The sequence below is a fragment of the Vibrio sp. Vb339 genome (assembly GCF_902751245.1).
Taxonomy (GTDB): domain Bacteria; phylum Pseudomonadota; class Gammaproteobacteria; order Enterobacterales; family Vibrionaceae; genus Vibrio; species Vibrio coralliirubri.
This window is the reverse complement of sequence record NZ_CADDIS010000002.1, coordinates 738,247-762,505: the sequence shown is the minus strand read 5'-3', so window position 1 is coordinate 762,505 and position 24,259 is coordinate 738,247. Positions and strand designations below refer to the sequence as shown.

Genomic DNA, 24,259 nt, shown 5'->3' with positions numbered 1-24,259 from the left:
ACTGGTTGATTTTTAGAAAAAGCTTGTTGTTTTAGTTAGCTTATTTGTTAATAAGTACTTGCTAAAGTTCGTGTTTCAGCACATATTCAACAGAGCTTTTTTTTAGTAATTAAGTTAAGATGTACTCAATGCTGCGATCCACTGTTCCTTTGTTCAATTGTTTCAAACAGATGAAACGACACAGTGGTTGCAGAGCCAATTAATAGTGTGGAGATACAAGTTTGATAAATGTTTTCCTTGTAGATGATCACGAGCTGGTTCGCACAGGGATACGACGTATTATTGAAGACGTCCGTGGAATGAACGTAGCAGGGGAAGCTGAAAGCGGTGAAGATGCTGCAAAATGGTGTCGTACTAACAATACTGACGTTATTTTGATGGATATGAATATGCCTGGTATTGGTGGCTTAGAAGCAACCAAGAAGATCTTGCGTTTCAACCCTGATGTTAAAATCATCGTTTTAACTGTTCATACGGAAAATCCGTTTCCAACTAAAGTGATGCAAGCTGGAGCTGCTGGTTACCTTACTAAAGGGGCAGGTCCGGATGAAATGGTAAATGCAATTCGAGTGGTTAATAGTGGCCAACGATACATTTCACCAGAAATTGCGCAGCAGATGGCTTTGAGCCAATTCTCGCCTGCGTCTGAAAATCCATTCGCAGACTTATCTGAACGTGAACTTCAAATCATGATGATGATTACTAAAGGTCAGAAAGTGACGGATATTTCAGAACAACTCAATCTAAGTCCTAAAACAGTCAACAGTTACCGCTACCGCTTGTTCAGTAAGCTGGATATCAGTGGCGATGTAGAGCTGACGCATTTAGCGATTAGACATGGAATGTTAGACACTGAGACCCTTTAACACTGAGATCGTATAGTGACCAACTTGTTTGACTCAGTCTCATTCCTCAAGACAGTAACAGAGCAGCCCGGCGTTTATCGAATGTATAACGCCGAGGCTGTCGTTATTTACGTCGGTAAAGCTAAGAACCTCAAAAAACGCCTTTCCAGTTATTTCCGTAAAAAAGTCGATAGTGAAAAAACACGCGCTCTAGTCAGTAATATTGACAAGATCGACGTCACTGTAACTCACACGGAAACAGAAGCGCTCATTCTTGAGCACAACTACATCAAGCAGTACTTGCCTAAATACAACGTACTTTTGCGTGATGATAAGTCGTACCCTTATATTTTTATTAGCGGTCACAAGCATCCTCGTTTGTCGATGCATCGTGGTGCTAAGAAGAAAAAGGGCGAATACTTTGGTCCTTACCCTGATTCCGGCGCTGTGCGTGAGACGTTACACCTAATCCAAAAGATTTTCCCTGCCCGCCAGTGTGAAGATACCGTTTATGCCAACAGAACACGTCCATGCTTGATGTATCAAATTGGTCGTTGTGCCGCGCCTTGTGTCAGCTCAATCATCTCTGATGAAGAGTACAGCGAGCTTATCGACTATGTTCGTCTGTTCCTGCAAGGTAAAGACAAGCTGGTGCTAGAGACGCTCATCGAGAAGATGGACACGGCTAGCCGAGACCTTCGCTTTGAACAAGCAGCTGCTTTCCGCGATCAAATCCAAGCGATTCGACGTGTGCAAGAGCAACAGTATGTATCTGACGACTCCATGGAAGATATGGATGTGTTGGGCTTTGCTCAAGAGAATGGCGTAGCGTGTATTCATATCTTGATGATTCGCCAAGGCAAGGTTTTAGGCAGCAGAAGTCATTTCCCAAAAATTCCAAACAATACGGTGCGAGAAGAGGTCTTCTCGAGCTTTTTAAGCCAATACTATCTTGCGCATAATGAAGCGAGAACCATCCCAACTCGTTTGATTCTCAATGCCGATTTGATGGAAGATGTCACACCGATTCAAGAAGCCTTGTGTGAAGTGGCGGGTCGTAAGATTCACTTCAATACCAACCCCTCTGGTACTCGAGGTCGTTACCTTAAATTGTCGAATACTAATGCATTGACGGCTATTACTACCAAGATTAATCACAAGATGACAATTAATCAGCGCTTCAAAGAGCTTCAAGAAGTGTTGTCGATGGATGCTATCAAGCGCATGGAATGTTTCGATATCAGTCATACCATGGGTGAAAGCACGATTGCGTCGTGTGTGGTATTTAATCAAGAAGGCCCGGTTAAACCAGAGTACCGTCGTTACAACATCACCGGCATTACAGGTGGTGATGATTACGCTGCGATGGCTCAGGCGCTTGAGAGACGTTATTCGAAGCAACTCGATGTCGACAAGATCCCCGACATCATCTTTATCGATGGTGGTAAAGGTCAGTTAAACCGCGCTCATGAGATCATTTCTCAATATTGGGGGGATTGGCCATTTAGACCAAGAATGATGGGTATTGCGAAAGGGGTAACGCGTAAACCGGGTTTAGAAACTTTGGTAACCCTTGAAGGTGAAGAGTTTAATTTACCTAGCGATGCGCCAGCACTGCACCTTATTCAACACATTCGTGATGAAAGCCATAATCATGCGATTGCAGGGCACAGGGCGAAACGTGGTAAAACGCGCAGAACCAGCGCTTTGGAAGGAATTGAAGGGGTCGGGCCTAAACGTCGTCAAGCTTTGCTGAAATATATGGGTGGCTTACAAGAACTTAAGCGTGCAACTGTCGAAGAAATAGCCAAAGTGCCGGGCATTAGTCATTCTTTGGCAGAAAACATTTATCAAGCATTGAAACAATAGTAAAAATCCCGCACCATTAAAGCGCAATTAATAAGAGCCCAATAATATGCGTTTGAATATACCTAACATTTTGTCCTTACTGAGACTATTTTTGATCCCAGTATTCGTTGTCGTTTTCTATCTACCTTATCAATGGGCTCCTTTCGCTGCTGCGATGGTGTTTTGGGTAGCAGGTTTCACTGACTGGCTAGATGGCATGCTAGCTCGTAAGTTAGGGCAAACGTCTCGCTTTGGTGCCTTCATTGACCCTGTGGCTGACAAAGTGTTGGTCGCTACGGCTCTTATCCTGATTACTGAGCATTACCACTCGATTTGGATAACTATCCCAGCGGTGACCATGATTGCTCGTGAGATCATCATCTCAGCGCTTCGTGAATGGATGGCTGAAATCGGTAAACGTGCAAGTGTTGCGGTATCTTGGGTTGGTAAAGTAAAAACGGTTTCTCAGATGTTCGCCCTTTGGGTACTTATCTGGCGCTACGACGATTGGATGGTATGGGTCGGATACATTGCGCTCTATGTCGCAACCGTACTTACTTACTGGTCAATGGCACAATACTTGATGGCCGCCAAAGACGATTTGTTAGACGAAAAACATCATTGATGAAGAAGCGAGCTGAGGCTCGCTTTTTTGATCTTTAACCTAAGGTTAAATTATCAATAGTGGATATCTAATGTGATATAGATCTCCTTTGAATAACCCGCTCACAGTGTGTTTTGAACATAAAGTCAGCTATTTGGCCTGTTTCGTATGAAATCTATTCAAACGAATTAAAAATACAAAAATAATATTGACTCAATCGTCTGAATCCGTAGAATGCATCCCGTACCCAAGAGGATGGCAATGAGCGATTCGATTGGAGTTACTAAGGCGCCTTGGCAGAGTGGCTATGCAGCGGATTGCAAATCCGTGGACCTCGGTTCGACTCCGGGAGGCGCCTCCATTCTTTTTCTTAGCTTGATAAGTTAAGAGATATTAAGAATGAAAATGCGATACTAGCTCAGTTGGTAGAGCGCAACCTTGCCAAGGTTGAGGTCATCGGTTCGAACCCGATGTATCGCTCCAAATTTTGTAATGTTGATTGGCGTCAGCATTAAGATGGTGTTTTACTTTTCAGTAATCGGCATCGCAATAAAGAATTGCGTGCCCTGGTGGTGGAATTGGTAGACACAAGGGATTTAAAATCCCTCGGCGTTCGCGCTGTGCCGGTTCAAGTCCGGCCCGGGGCACCATCTATTAAAGTCTTTATCTTGATAAAGCAAATGCGATACTAGCTCAGTTGGTAGAGCGCAACCTTGCCAAGGTTGAGGTCATCGGTTCGAACCCGATGTATCGCTCCAAATTAAGAAGCCCGAACAGAAATGTTCGGGCTTTTTGGTTTCTGGCGTATAGCTTTTACGTGTCAGTACTCTTCTTGTTTGAACCCGCACTCAAAATTTATTTCTATTTCTATCTCAAAATTTCGCAATCAAGTTCGTTTTTAAAAGCGAGATTCCCTATGAACTCGTTCCTCGTGCTAGGGAATGACGGAAAGGTACCATGGCTCAAAGCTTATCTAGCAACGTTTATAACCACACGTCGTCATCCTCGGGCGTGAGGAACGAATGAACCGGGGATCTCTTTCCTAAACTTAGTGTTGACGATATTTGCAGCAATTGCTTAGCCACCGCTGCTATTTATCAAGCTATTATTAAAAACTATTGGTCGTTCATTTCACTTTATGTTACTTTCCCGCGCAATCTCGGAATGAACAATGTTCAAGAAGAGCAACGATTGCTTCTGGGGGATACGCGTAGTGACCATTCTTGCTGATTGGGACATTACGTAGGGTAGGTATTGGCTAGTCCTTTAGCTGATAGACGGGATACTTATGGCGCAGTTCGCCATGTTAATGGGAAACCCAACATTGAACACACTAATTACAACATTGCTAATCAGCTCTGCATTTCCAAAGGGACCAGCTCCTCATAGCTGCCCGATCCTGCAAAAATGTCCAATTCTTCAAAACAGTAGCATTACTGAACCTTGAGCTCACGCTAACAATTTATCGCTGTCTTAAGACGGCTTAATTTCGTATTCGTCATTTGACTTATGCGAGCGTACAGCTATATCTCATTTCTAGACAATACGCGTGCTTCGCTATGAACTCTCTCCAAATTTAACGAGAGTTGGTGGGTAATTGCGTCTGATGGAGGTGAGTATGAACACATTCAAGGGGACTTTTATGACTACCGCCTTTGAAGTCGATATCAATACTATCGCAAATTCATTTTCAACTATGGTTCCTATCTTAGAGGGAACGTACGACCTAACACCTGACGCTATTTTGCTAGAGCAAGAACAGCATGAGTCGGATGTTCGCTCTTACCCAAGACGCTTACCTATTGCTATTAAACGAGCATGTGGCGCTTTAGTTGAAGATACTCGTGGCCAACTCTTTCTCGATTGCTTAGCCGGTGCAGGTACACTTTCTCTGGGTTACAACCACCCTGAGATTAACCAAGCACTTAAAGACCAGCTCGATTCTGGTTTGCCATACCAAACACTTGATATCACGACTCAAGCAAAAGAGACGTTTATCAAGCGAGTTAAAGCTTTTCTTCCTCAAGACTTTTCAAATAACTCGGTTCTTCAATTCTGTGGCCCATCGGGTGCTGACGCTGTGGAAGCCGCGATCAAGCTCGCTAAGCAAACCACAGGTCGCAACACCATGTTTGCTTTCCGTGGTGCTTATCATGGCATGACCAACGGCACCATGGGCATGATGGGTAACCTCGGCACTAAAGAGCGTCGTAGCGGCTTGATGTCTGACGTACATTTCATGCCTTTCCCATACAACCTACGCTGCCCGTTTGGCATTGGTGGTGAAGCGGGTGCCAACGCGAGCATTCGTTACATCGAGCGTATGTTGAACGATGACGAGTCTGGCATCATGAAACCAGCAGCGATGATCGTTGAACCTGTGCAAGGTGAGGGCGGTGTGATTCCTGCTCCAGCATCTTGGTTACAAGGCCTACGTCGCATCTGTGACGAGCACGGTATACTACTGATTTTTGATGAAATTCAGTGTGGTGTGGGTAAAACGGGTCATCGATTTGCGTTTGAAGAGTCAGGCGTTAACCCTGATATCTTATGCTTGTCTAAAGCGATTGGTGGCGGATTGCCTATGTCGCTGCTTGTGTTCGATAAAAGTATCGATACATGGAAAGCGGGTGAGCACACGGGTACTTTCCGTGGTAACCAACTAGCAATGGTGTCTGGTGCGAAAGCGTTAGAAATCATCGAGCGAGATGGTTTGGTTGAACACGCAAACATTGCAGGCCAATACCTACGTCACGGGTTAGAGAAGATTCAATCTCGCGTGAACTGTATTGCTGAAGTTCGTGGTAAAGGTCTAATGCTTGGCGCTGAGATCAAGCAACCAAACGGCGAACTTAACAAATTTGGTGAGCCGAAATCAGACGGCGAACTGACCCTAGCTATTCAACGAGCAGCACTAGAGCGTGGCTTGATGGTTGAAAAGGGTGGTCGTGATGGTTCGGTCATTCGTTTCCTTCCGCCAATGATTATCTCTTTTGAGCAGATTGACTTTGCATTGCGCGTCATGGAAGAAGCGATCATCGCAGCAGGTGGTGGTTTACAACAAGACCCAACTTCAAGCGAACAAGCAAACCAAGAATGGAACAAGCATTTCATCCAGACAGGTTTAGGCGGTAGCAACGAATTTGCTAACGTGATGAACCAAACCACTCAAGCGATGAAAGCGGTTTTTGAACAGGTTGAAACCCCTTATTCGGGTTTAGATCCAAAAGTGTTAGAAGCAGCTATCAATGCTGTCGACCTCGATAACAATCAACACGCTTTGGTTGATGTTGTAGATAGCACTGCAGACCTTGTCGCTGCAAACTCCATCTTCGTGCAACACCCAGACTGTATTGCACACCTTCACACTCCTCCTCTTATGGCTTCGGTAGCAGCGGAATCGATTATTGCGGCGTTGAATCAATCAATGGATTCTTGGGACCAAGCATCGGCTGCGACTTATGTTGAGCAGCGTGTGGTGGATTGGATGTGCGACAAATACCAACTTGGCGCACAAGCAGACGGTGTTTTCACCAGCGGCGGTACGCAAAGTAACTTAATGGGTTTATTGCTTGCGAGAGACTGGGTTGCGGATAAGCACAATGGTCATTCTATCCAAAAGCTAGGCTTACCAGAATACGCGAGCAAGCTGCGTATCTTATGTTCAAAGAAATCTCACTTCACGGTTCAGAAGTCAGCCTCTCTACTAGGGCTAGGCGAAGCGGCAGTGTGCTGTGTTGACACCAATGCAAACGGCACTATCAAGCCTGACTTGTTAGATGCAGAAGTGAAAGCGCTTAAAGCACAAGGGTTGATTCCTTTTGCTGTTGTCGGTACTGCGGGTACGACCGATCACGGTGCTATTGATGACCTTGAAGCGATTGCTGACATCGCCAACCAACAAGATCTTTGGTTCCATGTCGACAGTGCTTACGGTGGCGCGCTTATCTTAAGTAGCCATAAAGCTCGCCTGAAAGGCATCGAGAAAGCGGACTCTGTCAGCGTTGATTTCCACAAGTTGTTCTTTCAAACAATCAGCTGTGGTGCTGTGTTGCTGAAAGACAAAGCGAACTTTAAGTACCTACTGCATCACGCAGACTACTTGAATCGCGAGCACGATGAGCTGCCAAATCTTGTCGATAAGTCTATTGCGACCACCAAGCGCTTTGATGCATTGAAAGTCTTCATGACGATGCAAAGCGTTGGGCCAAAGCAGCTGGGTGATATGTACGATCATCTTCTAGAGCAGACGCTTCAAGTTGCAGACCTAATTCAAAACCAAGACGATTTTGAACTGCTTGCTGAGCCGTCACTGTCTACTGTGCTGTTCCGATCGGTACCTCGCAATGGGCAATCAGCAAACGGTGAGCTAGATTTAGACAAACTGAATCAAACGTTAAGACTGGAAGCTCTGACTCGTGGTGTTGCCGTGCTTGGCGAAACGGTCGTTGACGGTAAAAGCGCGCTGAAATTCACTATCTTGAATCCGTGCTTAACGACATCAGATTTCAAATCTCTAATTAACAAAATTCAAACTTTAGCTATTGAGCTAGCAGAACAACAAGGGTAATTAAAACTATGGCTATTCTACAAATTGGTGCAGGCGGCGTTGGTTGGGTTGTTGCACACAAAGCAGCACAAAATAACGAAGTACTGGGTGATATCACAATCGCTTCTCGCACAATCGCGAAGTGTGAAAAAATCATCGAATCTATCAAGGGCAAAAACAACCTTAAAGATTCAACTAAGAAACTAGAAGCACGTTCAGTAGACGCTGATGATGTTGATGCGCTTGTTGCTTTGATTAAAGAAGTTCAGCCGGATCTAGTGATCAACGCTGGTCCTCCTTGGGTAAACATGGCAATCATGGAAGCATGTTACCAATCTAAAGTTTCTTACTTAGATACATCGGTAGCGGTTGACCTATGTTCTGAAGGCCAACAAGTACCACAAGCTTACGATTGGCAGTGGGGCTACCGTGAGAAGTTCGCTGAAGCGGGCATCACAGGTATTCTTGGTGCTGGTTTCGATCCAGGCGTGGTATCAATCTTTGCTGCGTACGCGGTTAAGCACTTGTTCGATGAGATTGACTCAATTGACGTAATGGACGTGAATGCTGGCGACCACGGCAAGAAGTTTGCGACAAACTTTGACCCAGAAACGAACATGCTTGAGATCCAAGGCGACTCTTTCTACTGGGAAAATGAAGAGTGGAAACAAGTACCTTGTCACTCTCGTATGCTTGAGTTTGAATTCCCGAACTGTGGTTCTCACAAAGTTTACTCAATGGCGCACGATGAAGTTCGTTCAATGAAAGAGTTCATCCCAGCTAAGCGTATCGAATTCTGGATGGGCTTTGGTGATGCATACTTGAACTACTTCAACTGCATGCGTGATATCGGTCTTCTTAGCCCAGATCCGCTAACACTGCACGATGGCACTGTGGTTCAGCCTCTGCATGTTCTTAAAGCACTACTGCCGGATCCAACATCTCTGGCTCCGGGTTACACAGGTTTAACGTGTATCGGTACTTGGGTTCAAGGTAAGAAAGACGGTAAAGAGCGCAGTGTATTCATCTACAATAACGCAGACCACGAAGTGGCTTACGAAGACGTAGAGCACCAAGCGATCTCTTACACAACAGGTGTCCCAGCAATTACCGCTGCACTTCAGTTCTTCCGTGGCGAATGGGCTGATAAAGGCGTGTTCAACATGGAACAGCTAAACCCAGACCCATTTCTAGCAACTATGCCTGAAATCGGTCTAGACTGGCACGTTCAAGAGCTAGAGCCGACAGCCGGTCTACCTCTGATCCACACTTTGAAGTAATTTCTGGCTCTTTGCCCTCGTCGCGTTGTCCTAGCGACAAGGGCAAAGCTCTGCGAATTCCATTCAAAGTCATATGATTGACGAGAACGTATAATTACAAGCCGATGCTGTTGCGTCGGCTTTGTTCGATTATCATGTGCCTTCGTGAACTCGACGGCCGCAAGGTATTAACATGCAAAACAACGAACTAAAAACGCCTTATTTCATGATCAACGAAGATAAGTTGATCGCGAATTTAGAGATAGCTAAGCAGCTGAAAGAGGTTTCAGGTGTGAAGTTGGTATTGGCACTCAAGTGTTTCTCGACATGGGGTGTGTTTGACATCATCAAACCTTACCTCGATGGCACGACGAGCTCTGGTCCATACGAAGTGAAACTTGGCCACGAAACCTTTGGTGGTGAGACGCACGCATACAGTGTCGGTTACAGCGAAGATGACGTGAGAGAAGTCGCGGATATTTGCGACAAGATGATCTTCAACTCTCAAAGCCAACTTGCTGCTTACCGTCATATTGTTGAAGGTAAAGCTTCACTGGGTTTACGTTTAAATCCGGGCGTGAGCTACGCAGGGCAAGACTTGGCGAATCCAGCACGTCAATTCTCGCGTTTGGGCGTGCAAGCTGACCACATCAAACCAGAAATTTTCGATGAGATTAATGGTGTGATGTTCCACATGAACTGTGAGAACAAAGACGTCGATGCGTTTATCGGCCTGCTTGATTCAATCTCAGAACAGTTTGGTGAGCACTTAGATAAGTTGGACTGGGTGAGCATGGGCGGAGGTGTGTTCTTCACATGGCCTGGCTATGACATCGAAAAACTCGGTCTTTCGCTGAAAGCCTTCTCTGAAAAGCACGGTGTGCAGATGTATCTTGAGCCGGGTGAAGCGATCATCACTAAAACAACCGACCTAGTTGTAACAGTGGTCGATATTGTTGAGAACGTGAAGAAAACAGCGATTGTGGATTCAGCGACTGAGGCGCACCGCCTTGACACGCTTATCTACAATGAGCCAGCATCAGTATTGGAAGCCTCAGAAACAAGCAGTCACGACTATGTGATTGGTTCATGTTCATGTCTTGCGGGCGATCAGTTCTGCGAAGCGAGCTTTGATGAGCCACTTAAGATTGGTCAAAAGCTACACCTGTTAGACAGTGCCGGCTACACCATGGTGAAACTGAACTGGTTCAATGGCCTTAAAATGCCATCAATCTACTGCGAACGTAGCAGTGGCGAAGTTCAGAAGCTAAATGAATTTGGCTATGAAGACTTCAAACGTTCTTTGTCACAGTGGTCAGTTAAGTAACTGAGTCATATCTTCAGAACAATAAAAAGAGCAGCCAATGAGCTGCTCTTTTTTGTTCTTCAATTTTGTTTATTTAGCTTTCAATCATCACTCGAGTATCTTCACTGAGCGTTTCGAGTTCATTGACCACATCATCGATCTGTACTTCGATTGGCAGTTTAACGGCGATTTTTGATGTGAATAGGCTTGAGCTAACACCGCCGCCACCAGCGATAAAGACGCGGTGACAGTCCATATCGAGAATGCTGATCCCTTGTCTATCCAATACATGAGTCACTTCGTTGACGATACCTGCTCGGTCGTTAGAATCGAGTCTTAGGTGATGGATTGTGTCTTGAGCATTGTGCGTATGATCGGAATCGACAAACTGCACGATGAGATCCGGATTGGCGCTAAACGCTTCTTTGACAATCGATTCGTTGATGGCTGGAAGTTGAACCTTTAGTACGCCAGCGACTTGGTCTTCAATAAAGTTCACTTTACTGATGAGCCATTTGCCGTCGTTTTCGTGAGTAACCGCAGCAAGCTGTTTGATTGTTGCTGGTGATGCTTTTCCGATAAAGTTTACGATAAATGTACTGTTCATATCAGCCCCCAAGGTTTCAATTATTCTTTGCTAATTAAATGTTTGATATCACGCGATAAAGTTCTTTAATTTCAGTGTAGAAGGTTACATCGAACAATGTTTGACCTAGGTCAATTTTTGAAACTAAGCTTCGATGCAAAAAAAGAGAATGAAGAGTAGGGCACAAAAAAAGCGGCTAGAGAGCCGCTTTTTAGAAGAATTGTCACTGTGATTGATGATCCAGCAACTTATATTCAATAATTTATATTGAGTAATACTAGAGACGAATTAGAACGTTACTTTGAAGTTCATACCAACAAACTGAGAGTCGTATGGTGCGCCAGCATCGTAAGCAAAACGCGCAGCGTCTTGGTTATCCCACCAAGGGTTAGTATTCAGGTTCACTTCTGCGTCACCGCCCCATGCATCACTTACCCAGTAATGAATATGACCAACAGGGTTAAGGAAGAATAGCGACACATCACCCATCGTTTGAGAGCCCATCACTTCGCCACCTGAAGCAATGATATCTTGCTCGGTTTCTAGCATTATTTCACCCACAACCGCACCGAAGAAAGGTGTGATGAAGAGATCTTGCCATGAAGGTACTTCAGCAAACGCTTCTACGCCGTATTCCCAGAAGAACGTCGACATAGTCCAAGAGTATAAGAATGACTCAAACTCGTCGTAACCTGCGTGTCGAGCTGCGGTGTAGTAAACACCACCGAAATATGGGTGCATTACGTAGTTTAGGAAGTGTTCGTCACGGTCCCATACTGGGCCTTCAGAAACGTTATCTTTCCACTTTTTACCTAATGAGCTGATATCACGTTGGTCATCATCCCACTTAGTAATACTTTCAGGGAGCAGAGTCATTAGACCCACTGTCGCGACACTTAAGCCTAGAATGGTGTAGGTTTGACCCATTAGGTAATCCCAATCTTTCTCCTGGCTCACCAACATGTGTTTTGGTTGTTGGATTGAGAAGTCGTACTCATCACTCGATTCGCTCAGTGCGTAATTGGTACTAGGCTTGTAGGTATACAAGTTGTCATTAAAACAGTAATCTTGAGCACATTCATCCGAGTAAGAAAGGTTGATTGGCTGGTCGAAGTCGTATTGGCTTGCAACCGAGTTAACTGACATTAGCATTGAAAATGCAGCAGTAACCTTTGCTAGTAACGGTGATTTGGCCACAAGGGTCTCCATGAGAAAGTTTGGAATTGATCAGGGTCACAATTATCTATTAAATGCCTGATTTAGGGAACTAATAATTTATAGCTTTTCCTAAGAAAACCTTAGGTTTAACATTATTAATATTAGTGAAAAGGCGAATTGCTCCAAATTCAACCATAGACCAGTTTGTAAATAATGCAGTGTCTTTTTATGACAACAAGGGATAGAAATATGACGAAAATCGCAATGTTAAGTACAGGTGAAGAAGTTCTTCATGGAGACATTGTAGATACAAACGCAGCTTGGATGTCTGGTGAGTTTTATCAGCATGGTTTTGCTCTTGCTAAGCGCTCAACTGTGGGTGATCAAATGAATGCTCTTGTTGAAGAACTGTTGATGCTGAGCTTTAACTATGATGTGGTTATCGTTAATGGTGGTCTAGGGCCAACAACCGATGATATGAGTGCTGCAGCCGCTGCAACGGCTTCTGAGCAGAAACTCGTCATGTTCCCTGAATGGCTTTCTCGTATGGAAGAGATGTTCTCCGGACGTGGCATGCCCATGCCTGACAGCAATCTTAAACAAGCTTTGTTACCTGCGAGTTCAGATATTGTCGATAACCCTGTGGGGACGGCTTGTGGCTTCAAACTGAAAATCAACGATGCGACTTTCTATTTCACGCCGGGTGTACCGAGTGAGTTCAAACGCATGGTCACGTTTGAGATTCTTCCTGACTTGTCGCGTACCTACCCTCAAGTGGTTGCCTCTGAATGCAGTCGACTGTTTACGTTTGGTTTGTCTGAGTCTGGTATCTCTGATGTTTTGGACCAACTAAAGCTGCCAGAAGGTTATGAGTTGGGTTATCGCTCTTATCTGCCATTCATTGAGGTTAAACTGTTTGGTCCTAAGGCAGACCTAGAAACTCGCGTTAAGCTTCTGCAGATGGTTTACAAGCTGCTAGAGAGTAATGTCGTTAGTGTCGATGAGCCGATGATTGACCATATTGGACACATCATGGCGGAAAAAAAGAAGACGTTATCTGTGTCTGAAGTGTCGACCAAAGGTTCACTGTCAGCGTGGCTGCAGTTGAATGAGCAGATAGAAGATTGCTTCGGACACTCGTGGGTGATGGCTGAGCCAAAAGAGAGCGAGCTTGAAAAAAGCGATCCATTAGCCGCGACCTTTGCTCTGGCTGGAGCAACAAGAGAGAAGTGCGGAACCGAATTGGCTTTGGTGACTGGTAAGCTGGAAGGCAACACATTCAGCGTTGCATTGTCGACTGAAGCAGGCGAGTGGGGTCAGGTACTTGAGTTTTATCGTCAGTACTCGCGTGAAGACCAACGCAACGTGATTAAGACCGTCGCCGCCGATATGCTGAGAAGGCATCTAGACAATAAGCCGATGTTTGGTACTTACTCTTCGGTTAAGCGATTGAAAGATATGTTTATTCCAGCGGCTATCATTAAGTAGCTATGTAAGCTAACGATGTAAGTGAACTCGTTAAGTCTGTACTAAAAACGCTAGAAAAAATGAAATAAAAAGGCCCAACATCTAAATAGGTGTTGGGCCTTTTGTTTATCTAGCCTTCTAGATAACCAAACAAGCAGCGATGTTTATACGCAACTCATATCTCTAAGAACTCGATTACAAACCGCTTGTCATATGTAGGCTGTAGAACAAACCACGGCCGATTAACTCTGAAGCCAAGAACAATACTAGTGCTAAGCCAAGGTTAACTGGGTTCACTTTTGCTTTGTTCAGCATAGGTAGAATCCAAATCAACAAGCTTGCCATTAGCAGTGCCACTTGAAGAATCACATAGCTACCTAAACCATCGACTAACTCCGACGCTTTTGCCGCTGAAGTTTGGATGTCACCGATTAGGTTCAGTTTTCCTACTGTCACAAGCAAGCTGATAGCAACTGCGATAACAGCCAGCATGGTGATGTTACGGTCAACCGTAAAGCGACTGTCGTTTGCGAACACAATCACGAACTGAGATAGCAGCAAGCCACCCACAACCATCGTCATGATGAAGCTCAGTGGTGTGTAGATGTTGTCCCACGTCGGTACTGTGTTGATCATGTATACGTTGATCATCGCGTACATGAAGATAACACCCAGTACCATCGCGCCAACCATCAGTGCTTTCTGGATAGCTACGCCACCTTTCTTAAGCACAGACAGTAACCATTGCAGGCCGCCTACTGCGAAGAATGCCGCACCGAAGAATACTTCGTTAGACAACCAAGCAGAACCTAACTGGTTAAAGGCATTGAACGCGCGCAGTGGCGAACCAAGGTGCGTTGTCGAGAACATGAAACCAAGACCCATTAATGCCCATAGAATGAACATTGGAACCTTGTAGCTGTTCAGCTTCTCTTCGTCATGACCAAGTACCAGCGCGCGTGCGCCAATCAGTAAGTAACCACCAACCGCAGTTTGCGCCAGCACCGTAAAGAAGATTAAAGACCACTCATGAAAAATCATCTTAAACCTCCTTCGGGTTTGCTAGGTGACCACTGGTATCGCCAGTAGGCTTCGCGTTTTTGTTCAGTTTAATCACGATGTTTGGTAGCGTTTCTGTTGAAGATGGCAGTGGAGCCACATCCGCCCCAGAGCCGTACTTCTCGCGAAGTGTATTGATTTCACCAAACTCCAATGCACGAAGTGGGCAAGACTCAACACAGATAGGTTGCTTGCCTTCAGAAACACGTTGGTAACAACCATCGCATTTGGTCATGTGACCTTTCTTCGCATTGTATTGCGGTGCGCCGTAAGGGCATGCGTTACTACAGTGCTGACAACCAATACACACGCTCTCATCAACCACAACCAAACCGTCTTCATCACGCTTGTGCATCGCGCCCGAAGGGCATACTTTCACACACGCAGGGTTAGTACAGTGGTTACAAGCGATAGATAGGTAGTAAGAAAAGACATCTTTCTGAACCCAGGTATCACCATCTTGAGTGAAGCCACCACCTGCGTATTCGTACACGCGACGGTAGTTCGTTTTGATGTCTAGATCGTTATAATCTTTACAAGCAAGCTGACAGGTTTTACAACCCGTGCATTTACTTGAATCAATGTAAAAGCCGTATTGTTTCATTCCAACCTACCTTATGCTTTCGTTAGCGCTTTGATTTGAACTAGGTTTGTATGCTGAGGGTTGCCCTTAGCAAGTGGGCTCGGGCGCTGAGTGGTCAGCACGTTGATAGAGCCTGCATGGTCGACCTTCTGACCATCTGGTGCGTACCATGCACCTTCGCCTAGTGCGACAACTCGAGGAAGGATCCTAGGTGTCACTTTCGCTGGAATATGAACTTCGCCACGGTCGTTAAAAATACTCACCATGTCGCCATTTTTAATACCGCGCTCTTGAGCATCAATAGGGTTGATCCACAACTCTTGTGGTGCTGCTGCTTTGATTTCTGCAACGTTGCCGTAAGTCGAGTGAGTACGAGCCTTGTAGTGGAAACCAGTTAGCTGAAGTGGGTACTTCTCTGCTAGTGGGTCGTTGTGGCCTTCAAAAGAATCGGCGTAAATCGGAAGAGGGTGAATCACTTCGTCTTCTTTCAGTTTCCAAGTCTTCGCGATATCAGCCAGTTGCTCTGAGTAGATCTCGATCTTGCCACTTGGTGTGGTCAGTGGATTCGCTTCAGGATCTTTGCGGAAATCTTCGTAAGCGATGTAGTGGTGGTCATAGCTACGTTTGTAGATACCCAACTCTTTCATCTCCTCGAAGGTTGGCAGTGTTGGATCGTTCTTACGAGTTTCTGCGTAAAGGTGCTCAATCCATTGCTCTTGAGTACGGCCTTCGGTGAACTCTTTTTCTACGCCCATTCGTTTCGCAAGCTGAGTACACATCTCGTAGATAGATTTCGCTTCAAACTGAGGCTCAATCGCTTTCTGCGCGTAGATGAAGTAAGGCATGTTCGCCGCTTTACCGTCCATACACCAGTCATCTTGCTCAGACGTTGTTAAGTCTGGCAGGATGATATCGGCGTATTTCGCTGAAGAAGTCATATGGTTATCAACCACGACAATCATTTCACACGCACTTTCATCTTGAAGAATCGCGTGAGTCTTGTTGATGTCTGAGTGTTGGTTAATGATGCAGTTACCTGCGTAGTTCCAGATCATCTTGATTGGGTTCTTAAGGCGCTCTGCACCGCGAACACCATCAGTGATGTCGGTCATTTCATGGTGACGGTAAATCGCGTCTGTCCACATGAACATTGAAATAGACGTTTCAACTGGGTTTGGCACAGTAGGGAAGCGCACAAACGGAATGTTGATGTCACTTTCACGAGCACCTGTAGAACCACCTGATACACCCACAGAACCGGTGAGTAGCGACAGCATTGCGATTGCACGACACGCTAGCTCGCCGTTCGCAGTACGTTGTAAGCCCCAACCTTGGTGGATAGCACACGGTTTTGCTGTGCCCATTTCACGACCAAGCTTAACGATGGTATCAACTGGAATACCAGTGATCTTAGAAGCCCACTCTGGTGTCTTCTCTACGCCATCTTCACCTAAACCTAGGATGTAAGATTTGTAGTCGCTGTTTTTAGGCGCTGATGCAGGCAGAGTCTTCTCGTCGTAACCTACGCAGTATTTGTCTAGGAACGGTTGGTCGACAAGGTCTTCAGTGATCATCACGTGTGCAAGACCTGCTACCAATGCAGCATCCGTAGATGGACGAATTGGAATCCATTGATCTTCACGACCACCGGCAGTATCGGTGTAGCGAGGGTCGATGATGATCGTTCTTGCGTTCGATTTGTTTTTGCTTTCTACATAGTGGTGGATCAGACCGCCGCCAGACATACGAGTCTCAGCAGGGTTGTTACCAAATTGGATATTAAGCTTTGTGTTCTCTAGGTCAGAGAAAGAGTTGTTGTTTGCCCAACCACCGTAGGTGTAGCTCAAGCCTTTCGCGATTTGCGCTGTTGAGTAGTCACCGTAGTGGTTTAGGTAACCACCACTTAGGTTCATTAGACGAGCAATTAGCGTTTGTGCTGGTGGCCAAGATTTAGTAACCGTACCGCCAAGGGTGCCTGTACCATAGTTTAGGTAGATAGTGTCGTTGCCGTAGTCTTTGATAAGGCGTTGCATAGTACCAGCGACTTCATCATAAGCTTCTTCCCAGCTAATGCGTTTAAATTTGCCTTCACCACGTTTACCAACACGTTTCATTGGGTATTTTAGGCGATCTGGGTTGTAAACACGGCGGCGCATTGAGCGACCACGTAGACATGCACGAACTTGGTGATGACCGTATTCGTCAGTACCTGTGTTGTCGGTTTCTACGTATTTGATTTCACCGTTTTGTACATGCATACGTAACGGGCAGCGAGAGCCACAGTTTACTGTACATGCACTCCATACGATTTTCTCATCCACATTCTCAGCAACTGCAGCCGCTACAGGTTTGGATTTGAAAGGTAAAGCGATACCGCCCGCAAGTGCGGCTGCACTACCTACCGCAGAAGAAGCTTTCATGAAGCCTCTTCGAGTAAGATTCATTACCCCAGATTCTTTCTTATTCGTCATTCTAAGATGCCTATTGTTATTGATGACTAGCACTTTATAGGTAGTTTTGGTTTTGTCTTTTAATATATAAATGTTGATTGATTAACATCAAATAAGATCGAAATTTAAATCTTATAAATCGAATGTATAAAATAGATCAAAGAATGAAATGGATTAATTAATATAATTATCTTTAAACCTATAACGGTATAAATAATAATGATTATCGATACGCATAAATTATTGGGTTCGCTATTTTATCAAGCGACAAGTAAAGAACAGTTAATCACCATTGTCGAAGCTTTGGTTGAGAGCGAAGTGCTCTCTGAAGAGTGCCAGCAGGCATTGAGAAGCGAAGACGAAGATGCGCTCGCAGCAGAGTTTAGCCGCCTGTTTGAAGGGGTTGGGGATATGCCAGCTCCGCCTTGGGGTTCTGTGTACCTAGATAAAGACCGCGTTGTGTTCGGCGCTTCTACGGTTGAGTATCGTCAGTTTTTAGAATTGAATCAGATTGAATTAGACACTGGGTTAAGAGAGCCGGAAGATCAATTTGGTTTAATGTTATTCGCTCATGCGTATTTGTTAGAAAATAATAATATTAATTCAGCTGGTGAATTGCTCGAAGGTCACTTATTAAATTGGTCTTCTGTTTATTTAGAAAAACTAAATAAAGCATCAGAGCTATCTTTTTATAAAAAGCTATCGGTTGATGTAATAGATTGGTTTAAGTACTTAACATCTGAATATAATTTAAACGTTACTACTAAAAAGTTATATGTCGACTAATGTCTGAACAAATAAATTCAAATAGACGCGGTTTCTTAACTCGACTTTCTAAACCGGTTAAAGCAGCCGCGAATTATGAAGAGATATCACAGCGCTTGCATGCAAGACCGCCAAGAGCGGTCGATGAGGTGCTGTTTGAGCGTCTTTGCGACGGCTGTGGGCTGTGTGAGCAAGCGTGTCCGAATAGCGTTATTGAGATGCTAGAGGGCAGTGCGCTGCTGAATTTGGATTACAACAGTTGTTCTATGTGTAACAAATGCACTGAAGTGTGCCTGACTGGTGCACTTCATCCAACGGTCACGCCTTATATCGACCTCAAGCCGAGCTTTGCGGATAGCTGCAATAATTACATGCAAATGGACTGTTCAGCATGCCAAACGGCGTGTTCAGCTGGTGCGATACACATCGAAGTAGGAGAGTTGCCTACAGTGGATAAAGATAAGTGTAACGGCTGTGGAGAGTGCCGAAGCGCTTGTTATATTGGCTCTGTGACTCTTAACCTGACTCAACAATAAACGTTTGGTTTTGTATGGACTAACCAACGGGAAGACGTTGGTTGAGCGATAGACGAGTCGTCTTACGATACCTAAAGACATAAATAGAAAAGGGTCCGCATTCCTAAAGGAAGCGGACCCTTTTTAATTCTTATTGACGATATTCGAATAAGGTGACTTAAAGCCAGTTGGCTTACGCGCGTTTTTGCTTGCTTCTATGAATAACGTTACTCAGCGATAGCTCAGTCTTTGCTTTACAGATACAAGGCAATATTTCATTACCTTGCGTGTAAGCCATAGCAAAACCAACGTACTCGACCTCTCCAGAATCCAACGTGCAACGGCAAGCGCCACAGTGGCCATCTCGGCAGTTGTATTCTGGCTCTAACCCCGCTTGTTCCATTGTTTCCAATAGAGTGTTTGAAGGGTTAGATTCAATAGAAGTCAGCTTGTTGATTTTGATTGTTGGCATTACAGCTCAAATCCTTCAAAGTCGTCAGCTTTTACTTCGTTGTCAATTTGGCCAACTAGGTAAGAACTGATTTCTGCTTCTTGTGGAGCAACTTGAACGTTATCTGAAGACAACCAAGCGTTGATCCATGGAATCGGGTTCGACGTTGCTGCTGGGTAAGCAGTACCTAGACCAACAGCCTGCATACGGATGTTGGTAATGTACTCAACGTATTGGCAAAGTATGTCTTTGTTTAGACCAATCATAGAGCCATCTTTGAATAGGTATTCTGCCCACTCTTTTTCTTGCTCAGCCGCTTCTTTGAATAGGTCGAAACACTCTTGCTTACACTCTTCAGCGATCTGCATGAATTCGAAGTCATCTTGACCGTTACGAAGCAAGTTGATCATGTGCTGTGTACCAGTAAGGTGAAGTGCTTCATCACGAGCGATTAGCTTGATGATCTTCGCGTTACCTTCCATTAGCTCACGTTCAGCGAATGCAAATGAACATGCGAAACTTACGTAGAAACGAATCGCTTCTAGTGCGTTTACAGACATTAGACATAGGTAAAGTTTCTTCTTCAGGTCGTGAAGTGAAATCTTAACGTCTTCGCCGTTGATGCTGTGGTTGCCTTCACCGTAGCGGTGGTAGTCAGCCGTCAGCTTGATTAGGTCGTCGTAGTAGAAAGCGATGTCTTTAGCACGCTTTAGAATCTCTTCGTTTTCAACGATGTCGTCGAATACTACGCCTGGATCATTCACGATGTTACGGATGATGTGCGTGTAAGAACGAGAGTGAATCGTTTCAGAGAAAGACCAAGTCTCAATCCAAGTTTCAACTTCTGGTAGAGATACCAATGGAAGTAGGGCAACGTTAGGGCTGCGGCCTTGGATTGAATCTAGAAGCGTTTGGTACTTCAAGTTAGAGATGAAGATGTGCTTTTCATGCTCAGGAAGCTTGTTGTAGTCGATACGGTCGCTAGACACGTCTACTTCTTCTGGACGCCAGAAGAAAGAAAGCTGCTTCTCGATAAGCTTTTCGAAGATTTCGAATTTCTGTTGGTCGTAACGTGCAACGTTTACCGACTGACCCAAGAACATTGGTTCTTTTAGTTGGTCATTTTTTTGCTGAGAAAAAGTACTGTAAGCCATAAATGCCTCAAATCCTTTAAAGACCCGTAATAAAACGGACCCTGTTAATGCTTTAAACCCAGAGAAGATAACTCTTCTCTGGGGTCTTAATGTTTATTGCGGTTTAGATCTTACAACCGCCGCCTTCACAATCTTCTTCCGGCACTTGAACTGCATCGCCTTGGTCGTCTTTAGCACCATCACGAGTGTTATGGTAGTAAAGCGTCTTAACACCGTACTTGTACGCTGTTAGTAGGTCTTGAAGCAGCTTCTTCATTGGTACTTTACCGCTGTCGTAAACACTTGGATCATAGTTAGTGTTTGCAGAGATAGCTTGGTCAACGAATTTTTGCATGATACCCACTAGGTGTAGGTAACCGTCGTTAGAACCAATGTTCCAAAGTAGCTCGTAGTTCTCTTTAAGATTTAGGAAATCAGGAACCACTTGCTTAAGGATGCCGTCTTTCGATGCTTTCACTGATACGTAACCACGTGGTGGCTCGATACCGTTAGTCGCGTTCGAGATTTGAGACGATGTCTCAGAAGGCATAAGCGCTGTTAGCGTAGAGTTACGCAGACCGTGCTCCATGATCTCTTCACGTAGAGAATCCCAATCGTAATGCAGTGGCTCTTCACATACTAAGTCGATATCTTTTTTGTAAGTATCGATTGGCAGTAGGCCTTTCGCGTAGTTGGTCTCGTGGAAAGATGGGCAACGGCCTTGCTCTTTCGCTAGTTCAACAGATGCTTTTAGCAAGTGGTATTGAATTGCTTCAAAAGTACGGTGAGTCAGGCCATTCGCGCTGCCATCAGAGTACTTAACACCATTCTTCGCTAGGTAGTATGCGTAGTTGATTACACCTACACCTAAAGTACGACGGTTCATTGTCGACTTGTATGCAGCTGGAAGCGGGTAGTCTTGGTAATCAAGAAGAGCATCTAGAGCACGAACAACCAGCTCAGAAAGCTCTGCTAGGTCGTCCAGTTCATTGATTGCGCCAAGGTTGAATGCTGAAAGCGTACATAGTGCAATTTCGCCTTCGTCATCTTCTACGTTAGAAAGTGGCTTAGTAGGAAGCGCGATTTCTAGACATAGGTTCGATTGACGAACAGGTGCAACTTCAGAATCAAATGGGCTGTGTGTATTACAGTGGTCTACGTTCTGAATGTAGATACGACCAGTAGAAGCACGTTCTTGCATTAGCAGAGAGAACAGCTCAACGGCTTTAACCGTTTCACGCTTCACTGAAGGATCGTTTTCGTACTTAACGTATAGCTCTTCAAAACGGTCTTGGTTTTCGAAGAACGCATCGTAAAGGCCAGGTACGTCTGAAGGTGAGAACAGGCTGATGTTGCCACCTTGAACTAGGCGAGAGTACATAAGCTTGTTCAGCTGTACGCCGTAATCCATGTGACGAACACGGTTCTCTTCAACGCCGCGGTTGTTTTTCAGTACTAATAGAGACTGAACTTCACCGTGCCATAGTGGGTAGAACACTGTTGCTGCACCGCCACGAACACCACCTTGAGAACAACACTTTACTGCTGTTTGGAAGTATTTGTAGAAAGGGATACAGCCGGTGTGGAACGCTTCACCATTACGGATTTCAGAACCAAGCGCACGGATACGACCTGCGTTGATACCAATACCAGCACGTTGAGATACGTAACGAACAATTGAGCTTGCTGTTGCGTTGATTGAATCAAGGCTGTCACCACACTCGATCAGTACACAAGAACTGAATTGACGAGTAGGCGTACGTACACCAGACATGATCGGTGTAGGCAGAGAAATCTTAAACGTAGACGATGCGTCGTAAAAACGTTTGATGTAGTCAAGACGAGTCGATTTCGGGTATTTAGCGAATAGACACGCAGCAACTAAAATGTAAAGGAACTGAGCACTCTCGTAGATTTCTTTCGTTACACGGTTTTGCACGAAGTATTTACCTTCGAGCTGCTTAACCGCTGCGTAAGAGAAGTCTAAGTCACGTTTGTGGTCGATGTACTCGTCAAGCTCTTCGAATTCAGCTTTCGTGTAGTCTTCCATAAGGTGGCTATCGTATTTACCCATATCAACCAGTTTTGCAACGTGGTCATACAGTGCAGGCGGCTCGTATTCGCCGTACGCTTTTTTACGTAGGTGGAATACAGACAGACGTGCTGCTAGATATTGGTAATCAGGAGTCTCTTCAGAGATTAAATCCGCTGCTGACTTGATGATAGTTTCATGAATGTCAGTAGTGGTGATGCCATCGTAAAACTGAATGTGAGCTTTCAATTCTACTTGTGATACAGAAACATTGTGCAAGCCTTCAGCTGCCCATGTAATCACGCGATGGATCTTCTCTAGATCGATCGTTTCTTTGCGCCCGTTACGCTTGGTAACAGTAAGTTGTTGGTTCATTCTGCTTAATTTCCCTAACAAAACTGAACAAGGCCGTGTTTTTGTGTATTTCTGTGTAATTTTGTAAATTACGTTTCGGCTTTGTGATCTTGGTCTACCCATACATTGTAGTTCAAACACAACATATAGGGGTCATTTGTTTGTTGGGTTACAAGATAGTGCTACAACTGATATTTTTCAAGGTAAAGAAATGGGGTTGCTTGTGGATAAGTGGTGGATTGAAAAAAAACTGTAAGTGACCACTAACTGATGAGGTTAGATGTGACTTGATTGTATAAAAGTCGGCTTTTAATGATGCTTTATTTTTGCACGCCCATAAAAAAAAATCCCTTGATCTTTGAGCAAAATGGGCGATGGATTTTAGGCGATTAAATTTAAATCGAGGTGGTCAAAATGGAAGCTAGCGCACGAAATTTAGACTGAAAAAAGTCGCAAAGTTATGGTAATTGCAACTCTTTTCATTCGTCTTTTTTACAAAAGGTTTTACGGTAGGGCTACCGATATTTTTTAGCCAAAGTTTTGTGTGTGAACGATGTAGTTCACATCGACTTTTTGGCCTAAACGGTAAGTGTTCGTCAACGGGTTATAGTGCAGGCCTGTAATGCCTAATTCTTGCAGCGGAGTGTTATCAACCATCTTGATAAGTTCAGCAGGGCGAATGAACTTCTCGTGTTCATGAGTGCCTTCTGGAACGATCTTCAATAGCTTCTCTGCACCAACAATCGCAAACAAGTAAGATTTGAAGTTACGGTTCAATGTAGAAAAGAACACGTGGCCGCCCGGTTTTACCAATTTTGAACAGGCAGTGATAACAGATTGCGGGTCAGGAACGTGTTCAAGCATTTCCATGCACGTTACCACATCGTACGTCTGTGGGTTCTGTTCTGCGTGGTCTTCGATAGTGCTCTGGATGTAATCGAGCTTAGTGCCAGTTTCCAATGCGTGAAGGCGCGCAACTTCTAGCGGTTCTTTACCCATGTCTAGGCCTGTTACTATCGCACCTTCAACCGCCATGCTTTCTGCAAGAATACCGCCGCCGCAGCCAACATCGAGGACTTTCTTGCCAAACAGGCCTTCAGTCTTCTCTAATACGTAATTTAGGCGCAGTGGGTTGATTTGATGTAGCGGCTTAAATTCGCCTTCTAGATCCCACCAGCGTGACGCCATGTCTTCGAATTTCTTGATTTCTGCTGGGTCTACGTTCTGTGATTTAGTCATAATCGGCATTTCCAAGTTAAATAATGCATCCATGAAATTGCAGGCATTATAACTTG

General features: G+C 44.8%; 18 protein-coding genes and 4 tRNA genes. 13 read left to right on the top strand and 9 right to left on the bottom strand.

The window, feature by feature from the left end; translation table 11 throughout:
* Window positions 1-221 precede the first annotated feature (221 nt).
* The 10 genes from uvrY (at window position 222) to nspC (ending at window position 10,432) form a co-directional block, all read left to right on the top strand.
* Window positions 222-866 carry a UvrY/SirA/GacA family response regulator transcription factor gene (uvrY, locus tag HRQ85_RS12040; protein WP_004729778.1) on the top strand — a complete coding sequence of 215 codons (645 nt, stop codon included), beginning with the start codon at window positions 222-224 and terminating at the stop codon, window positions 864-866.
* Window positions 867-881: 15 nt separating this feature from the next.
* Entirely contained in the window at window positions 882-2,714 is a 1,833-nt protein-coding gene (uvrC, locus tag HRQ85_RS12035; protein WP_172379711.1) for an excinuclease ABC subunit UvrC, read from the top strand.
* Between the two features lie 46 nt (window positions 2,715-2,760).
* Entirely contained in the window at window positions 2,761-3,318 is a 558-nt protein-coding gene (gene pgsA / locus HRQ85_RS12030; protein ID WP_017061490.1) for a CDP-diacylglycerol--glycerol-3-phosphate 3-phosphatidyltransferase, read from the top strand.
* Window positions 3,319-3,584: 266 nt separating this feature from the next.
* Window positions 3,585-3,658: transfer RNA gene (locus HRQ85_RS12025), tRNA-Cys, on the top strand.
* Window positions 3,659-3,704: 46 nt separating this feature from the next.
* Window positions 3,705-3,780, top strand: a tRNA-Gly gene (locus HRQ85_RS12020).
* Between the two features lie 80 nt (window positions 3,781-3,860).
* Window positions 3,861-3,947 (top strand) — tRNA-Leu (locus HRQ85_RS12015).
* Window positions 3,948-3,979: 32 nt separating this feature from the next.
* Window positions 3,980-4,055 (top strand) — tRNA-Gly (locus HRQ85_RS12010).
* Between the two features lie 860 nt (window positions 4,056-4,915).
* The gene (locus tag HRQ85_RS12005) at window positions 4,916-7,867 is read left to right on the top strand and encodes a pyridoxal phosphate-dependent class III aminotransferase (protein ID WP_172379710.1); all 2,952 of its coding nucleotides are present in this window, start codon (window positions 4,916-4,918) and stop codon (window positions 7,865-7,867) included.
* A gap of 8 nt (window positions 7,868-7,875) precedes the next feature.
* Window positions 7,876-9,126, top strand: coding sequence for a carboxynorspermidine synthase (locus HRQ85_RS12000; protein WP_050621275.1), 1,251 nt, complete (start codon window positions 7,876-7,878; stop codon window positions 9,124-9,126).
* A 172-nt stretch (window positions 9,127-9,298) separates the two neighbouring features.
* Window positions 9,299-10,432: a carboxynorspermidine decarboxylase gene (nspC, locus tag HRQ85_RS11995; protein WP_172379709.1), complete on the top strand. Its 1,134-nt coding sequence runs from the start codon at window positions 9,299-9,301 to the stop codon at window positions 10,430-10,432.
* Between the two features lie 73 nt (window positions 10,433-10,505).
* On the opposite strand, the gene HRQ85_RS11990 is transcribed toward nspC, so the two are convergent.
* Window positions 10,506-11,018, bottom strand: a complete 513-nt coding sequence (locus tag HRQ85_RS11990; RefSeq protein ID WP_050646057.1) for a glycine cleavage system protein R — start codon at window positions 11,016-11,018, stop codon at window positions 10,506-10,508.
* 267 nt (window positions 11,019-11,285) lie between these two features.
* On the bottom strand, window positions 11,286-12,194 hold the full coding sequence (locus HRQ85_RS11985; RefSeq protein WP_050646058.1) for a DUF3943 domain-containing protein: 909 nt from the start codon (window positions 12,192-12,194) through the stop codon (window positions 11,286-11,288).
* A 210-nt stretch (window positions 12,195-12,404) separates the two neighbouring features.
* Here HRQ85_RS11985 and HRQ85_RS11980 point away from each other — a divergent pair, with 210 nt between their 5' ends.
* Window positions 12,405-13,643 (top strand): CinA family nicotinamide mononucleotide deamidase-related protein, encoded by a 1,239-nt coding sequence (locus HRQ85_RS11980; protein WP_081231417.1) that lies wholly within the window; start codon window positions 12,405-12,407, stop codon window positions 13,641-13,643.
* A gap of 174 nt (window positions 13,644-13,817) precedes the next feature.
* Here HRQ85_RS11980 and HRQ85_RS11975 read toward each other — a convergent pair whose 3' ends face one another.
* From HRQ85_RS11975 to HRQ85_RS11965, 3 genes are read right to left on the bottom strand one after another with little or no spacing between them, the layout of a single operon-like run.
* Entirely contained in the window at window positions 13,818-14,663 is an 846-nt protein-coding gene (locus HRQ85_RS11975) for a dimethyl sulfoxide reductase anchor subunit family protein (protein ID WP_048613147.1), read from the bottom strand.
* Between the two features lies 1 nt (window position 14,664).
* On the bottom strand, window positions 14,665-15,285 hold the full coding sequence (locus HRQ85_RS11970; protein WP_004733360.1) for a DMSO/selenate family reductase complex B subunit: 621 nt from the start codon (window positions 15,283-15,285) through the stop codon (window positions 14,665-14,667).
* Window positions 15,286-15,296: 11 nt separating this feature from the next.
* Window positions 15,297-17,735, bottom strand: coding sequence for a DmsA/YnfE/YnfF family dimethyl sulfoxide reductase (locus tag HRQ85_RS11965; protein WP_172379708.1), 2,439 nt, complete (start codon window positions 17,733-17,735; stop codon window positions 15,297-15,299).
* A gap of 198 nt (window positions 17,736-17,933) precedes the next feature.
* On the opposite strand from HRQ85_RS11965, the gene HRQ85_RS11960 reads away from it, so the two are divergent.
* Entirely contained in the window at window positions 17,934-18,500 is a 567-nt protein-coding gene (locus HRQ85_RS11960; RefSeq protein ID WP_172379707.1) for a TorD/DmsD family molecular chaperone, read from the top strand.
* A complete protein-coding gene (gene napF / locus HRQ85_RS11955; RefSeq protein ID WP_050653718.1) occupies window positions 18,500-19,015 on the top strand; it encodes a ferredoxin-type protein NapF in 516 nt (171 codons plus the stop codon). The genes HRQ85_RS11960 and napF overlap by 1 nt, the downstream gene beginning before the upstream one ends.
* Window positions 19,016-19,187: 172 nt before the next feature.
* Here the strand turns inward: napF and yfaE are convergent, their stop codons facing one another.
* The 4 genes from yfaE to ubiG all read right to left on the bottom strand — a co-directional run bounded on the left by yfaE (window position 19,188) and on the right by ubiG (window position 24,236).
* Entirely contained in the window at window positions 19,188-19,466 is a 279-nt protein-coding gene (yfaE, locus tag HRQ85_RS11950; RefSeq protein ID WP_048659582.1) for a class I ribonucleotide reductase maintenance protein YfaE, read from the bottom strand.
* A complete protein-coding gene (nrdB, locus tag HRQ85_RS11945; protein WP_017063554.1) occupies window positions 19,466-20,599 on the bottom strand; it encodes a class Ia ribonucleoside-diphosphate reductase subunit beta in 1,134 nt (377 codons plus the stop codon). Before nrdB ends, yfaE begins: the two co-directional genes overlap by 1 nt.
* A gap of 103 nt (window positions 20,600-20,702) precedes the next feature.
* Window positions 20,703-22,985, bottom strand: coding sequence for a class 1a ribonucleoside-diphosphate reductase subunit alpha (gene nrdA, locus HRQ85_RS11940; RefSeq protein ID WP_017060992.1), 2,283 nt, complete (start codon window positions 22,983-22,985; stop codon window positions 20,703-20,705).
* A 507-nt stretch (window positions 22,986-23,492) separates the two neighbouring features.
* The gene (ubiG, locus tag HRQ85_RS11935) at window positions 23,493-24,236 is read right to left on the bottom strand and encodes a bifunctional 2-polyprenyl-6-hydroxyphenol methylase/3-demethylubiquinol 3-O-methyltransferase UbiG (RefSeq protein ID WP_172379706.1); all 744 of its coding nucleotides are present in this window, start codon (window positions 24,234-24,236) and stop codon (window positions 23,493-23,495) included.
* Window positions 24,237-24,259: the final 23 nt, after the last annotated feature.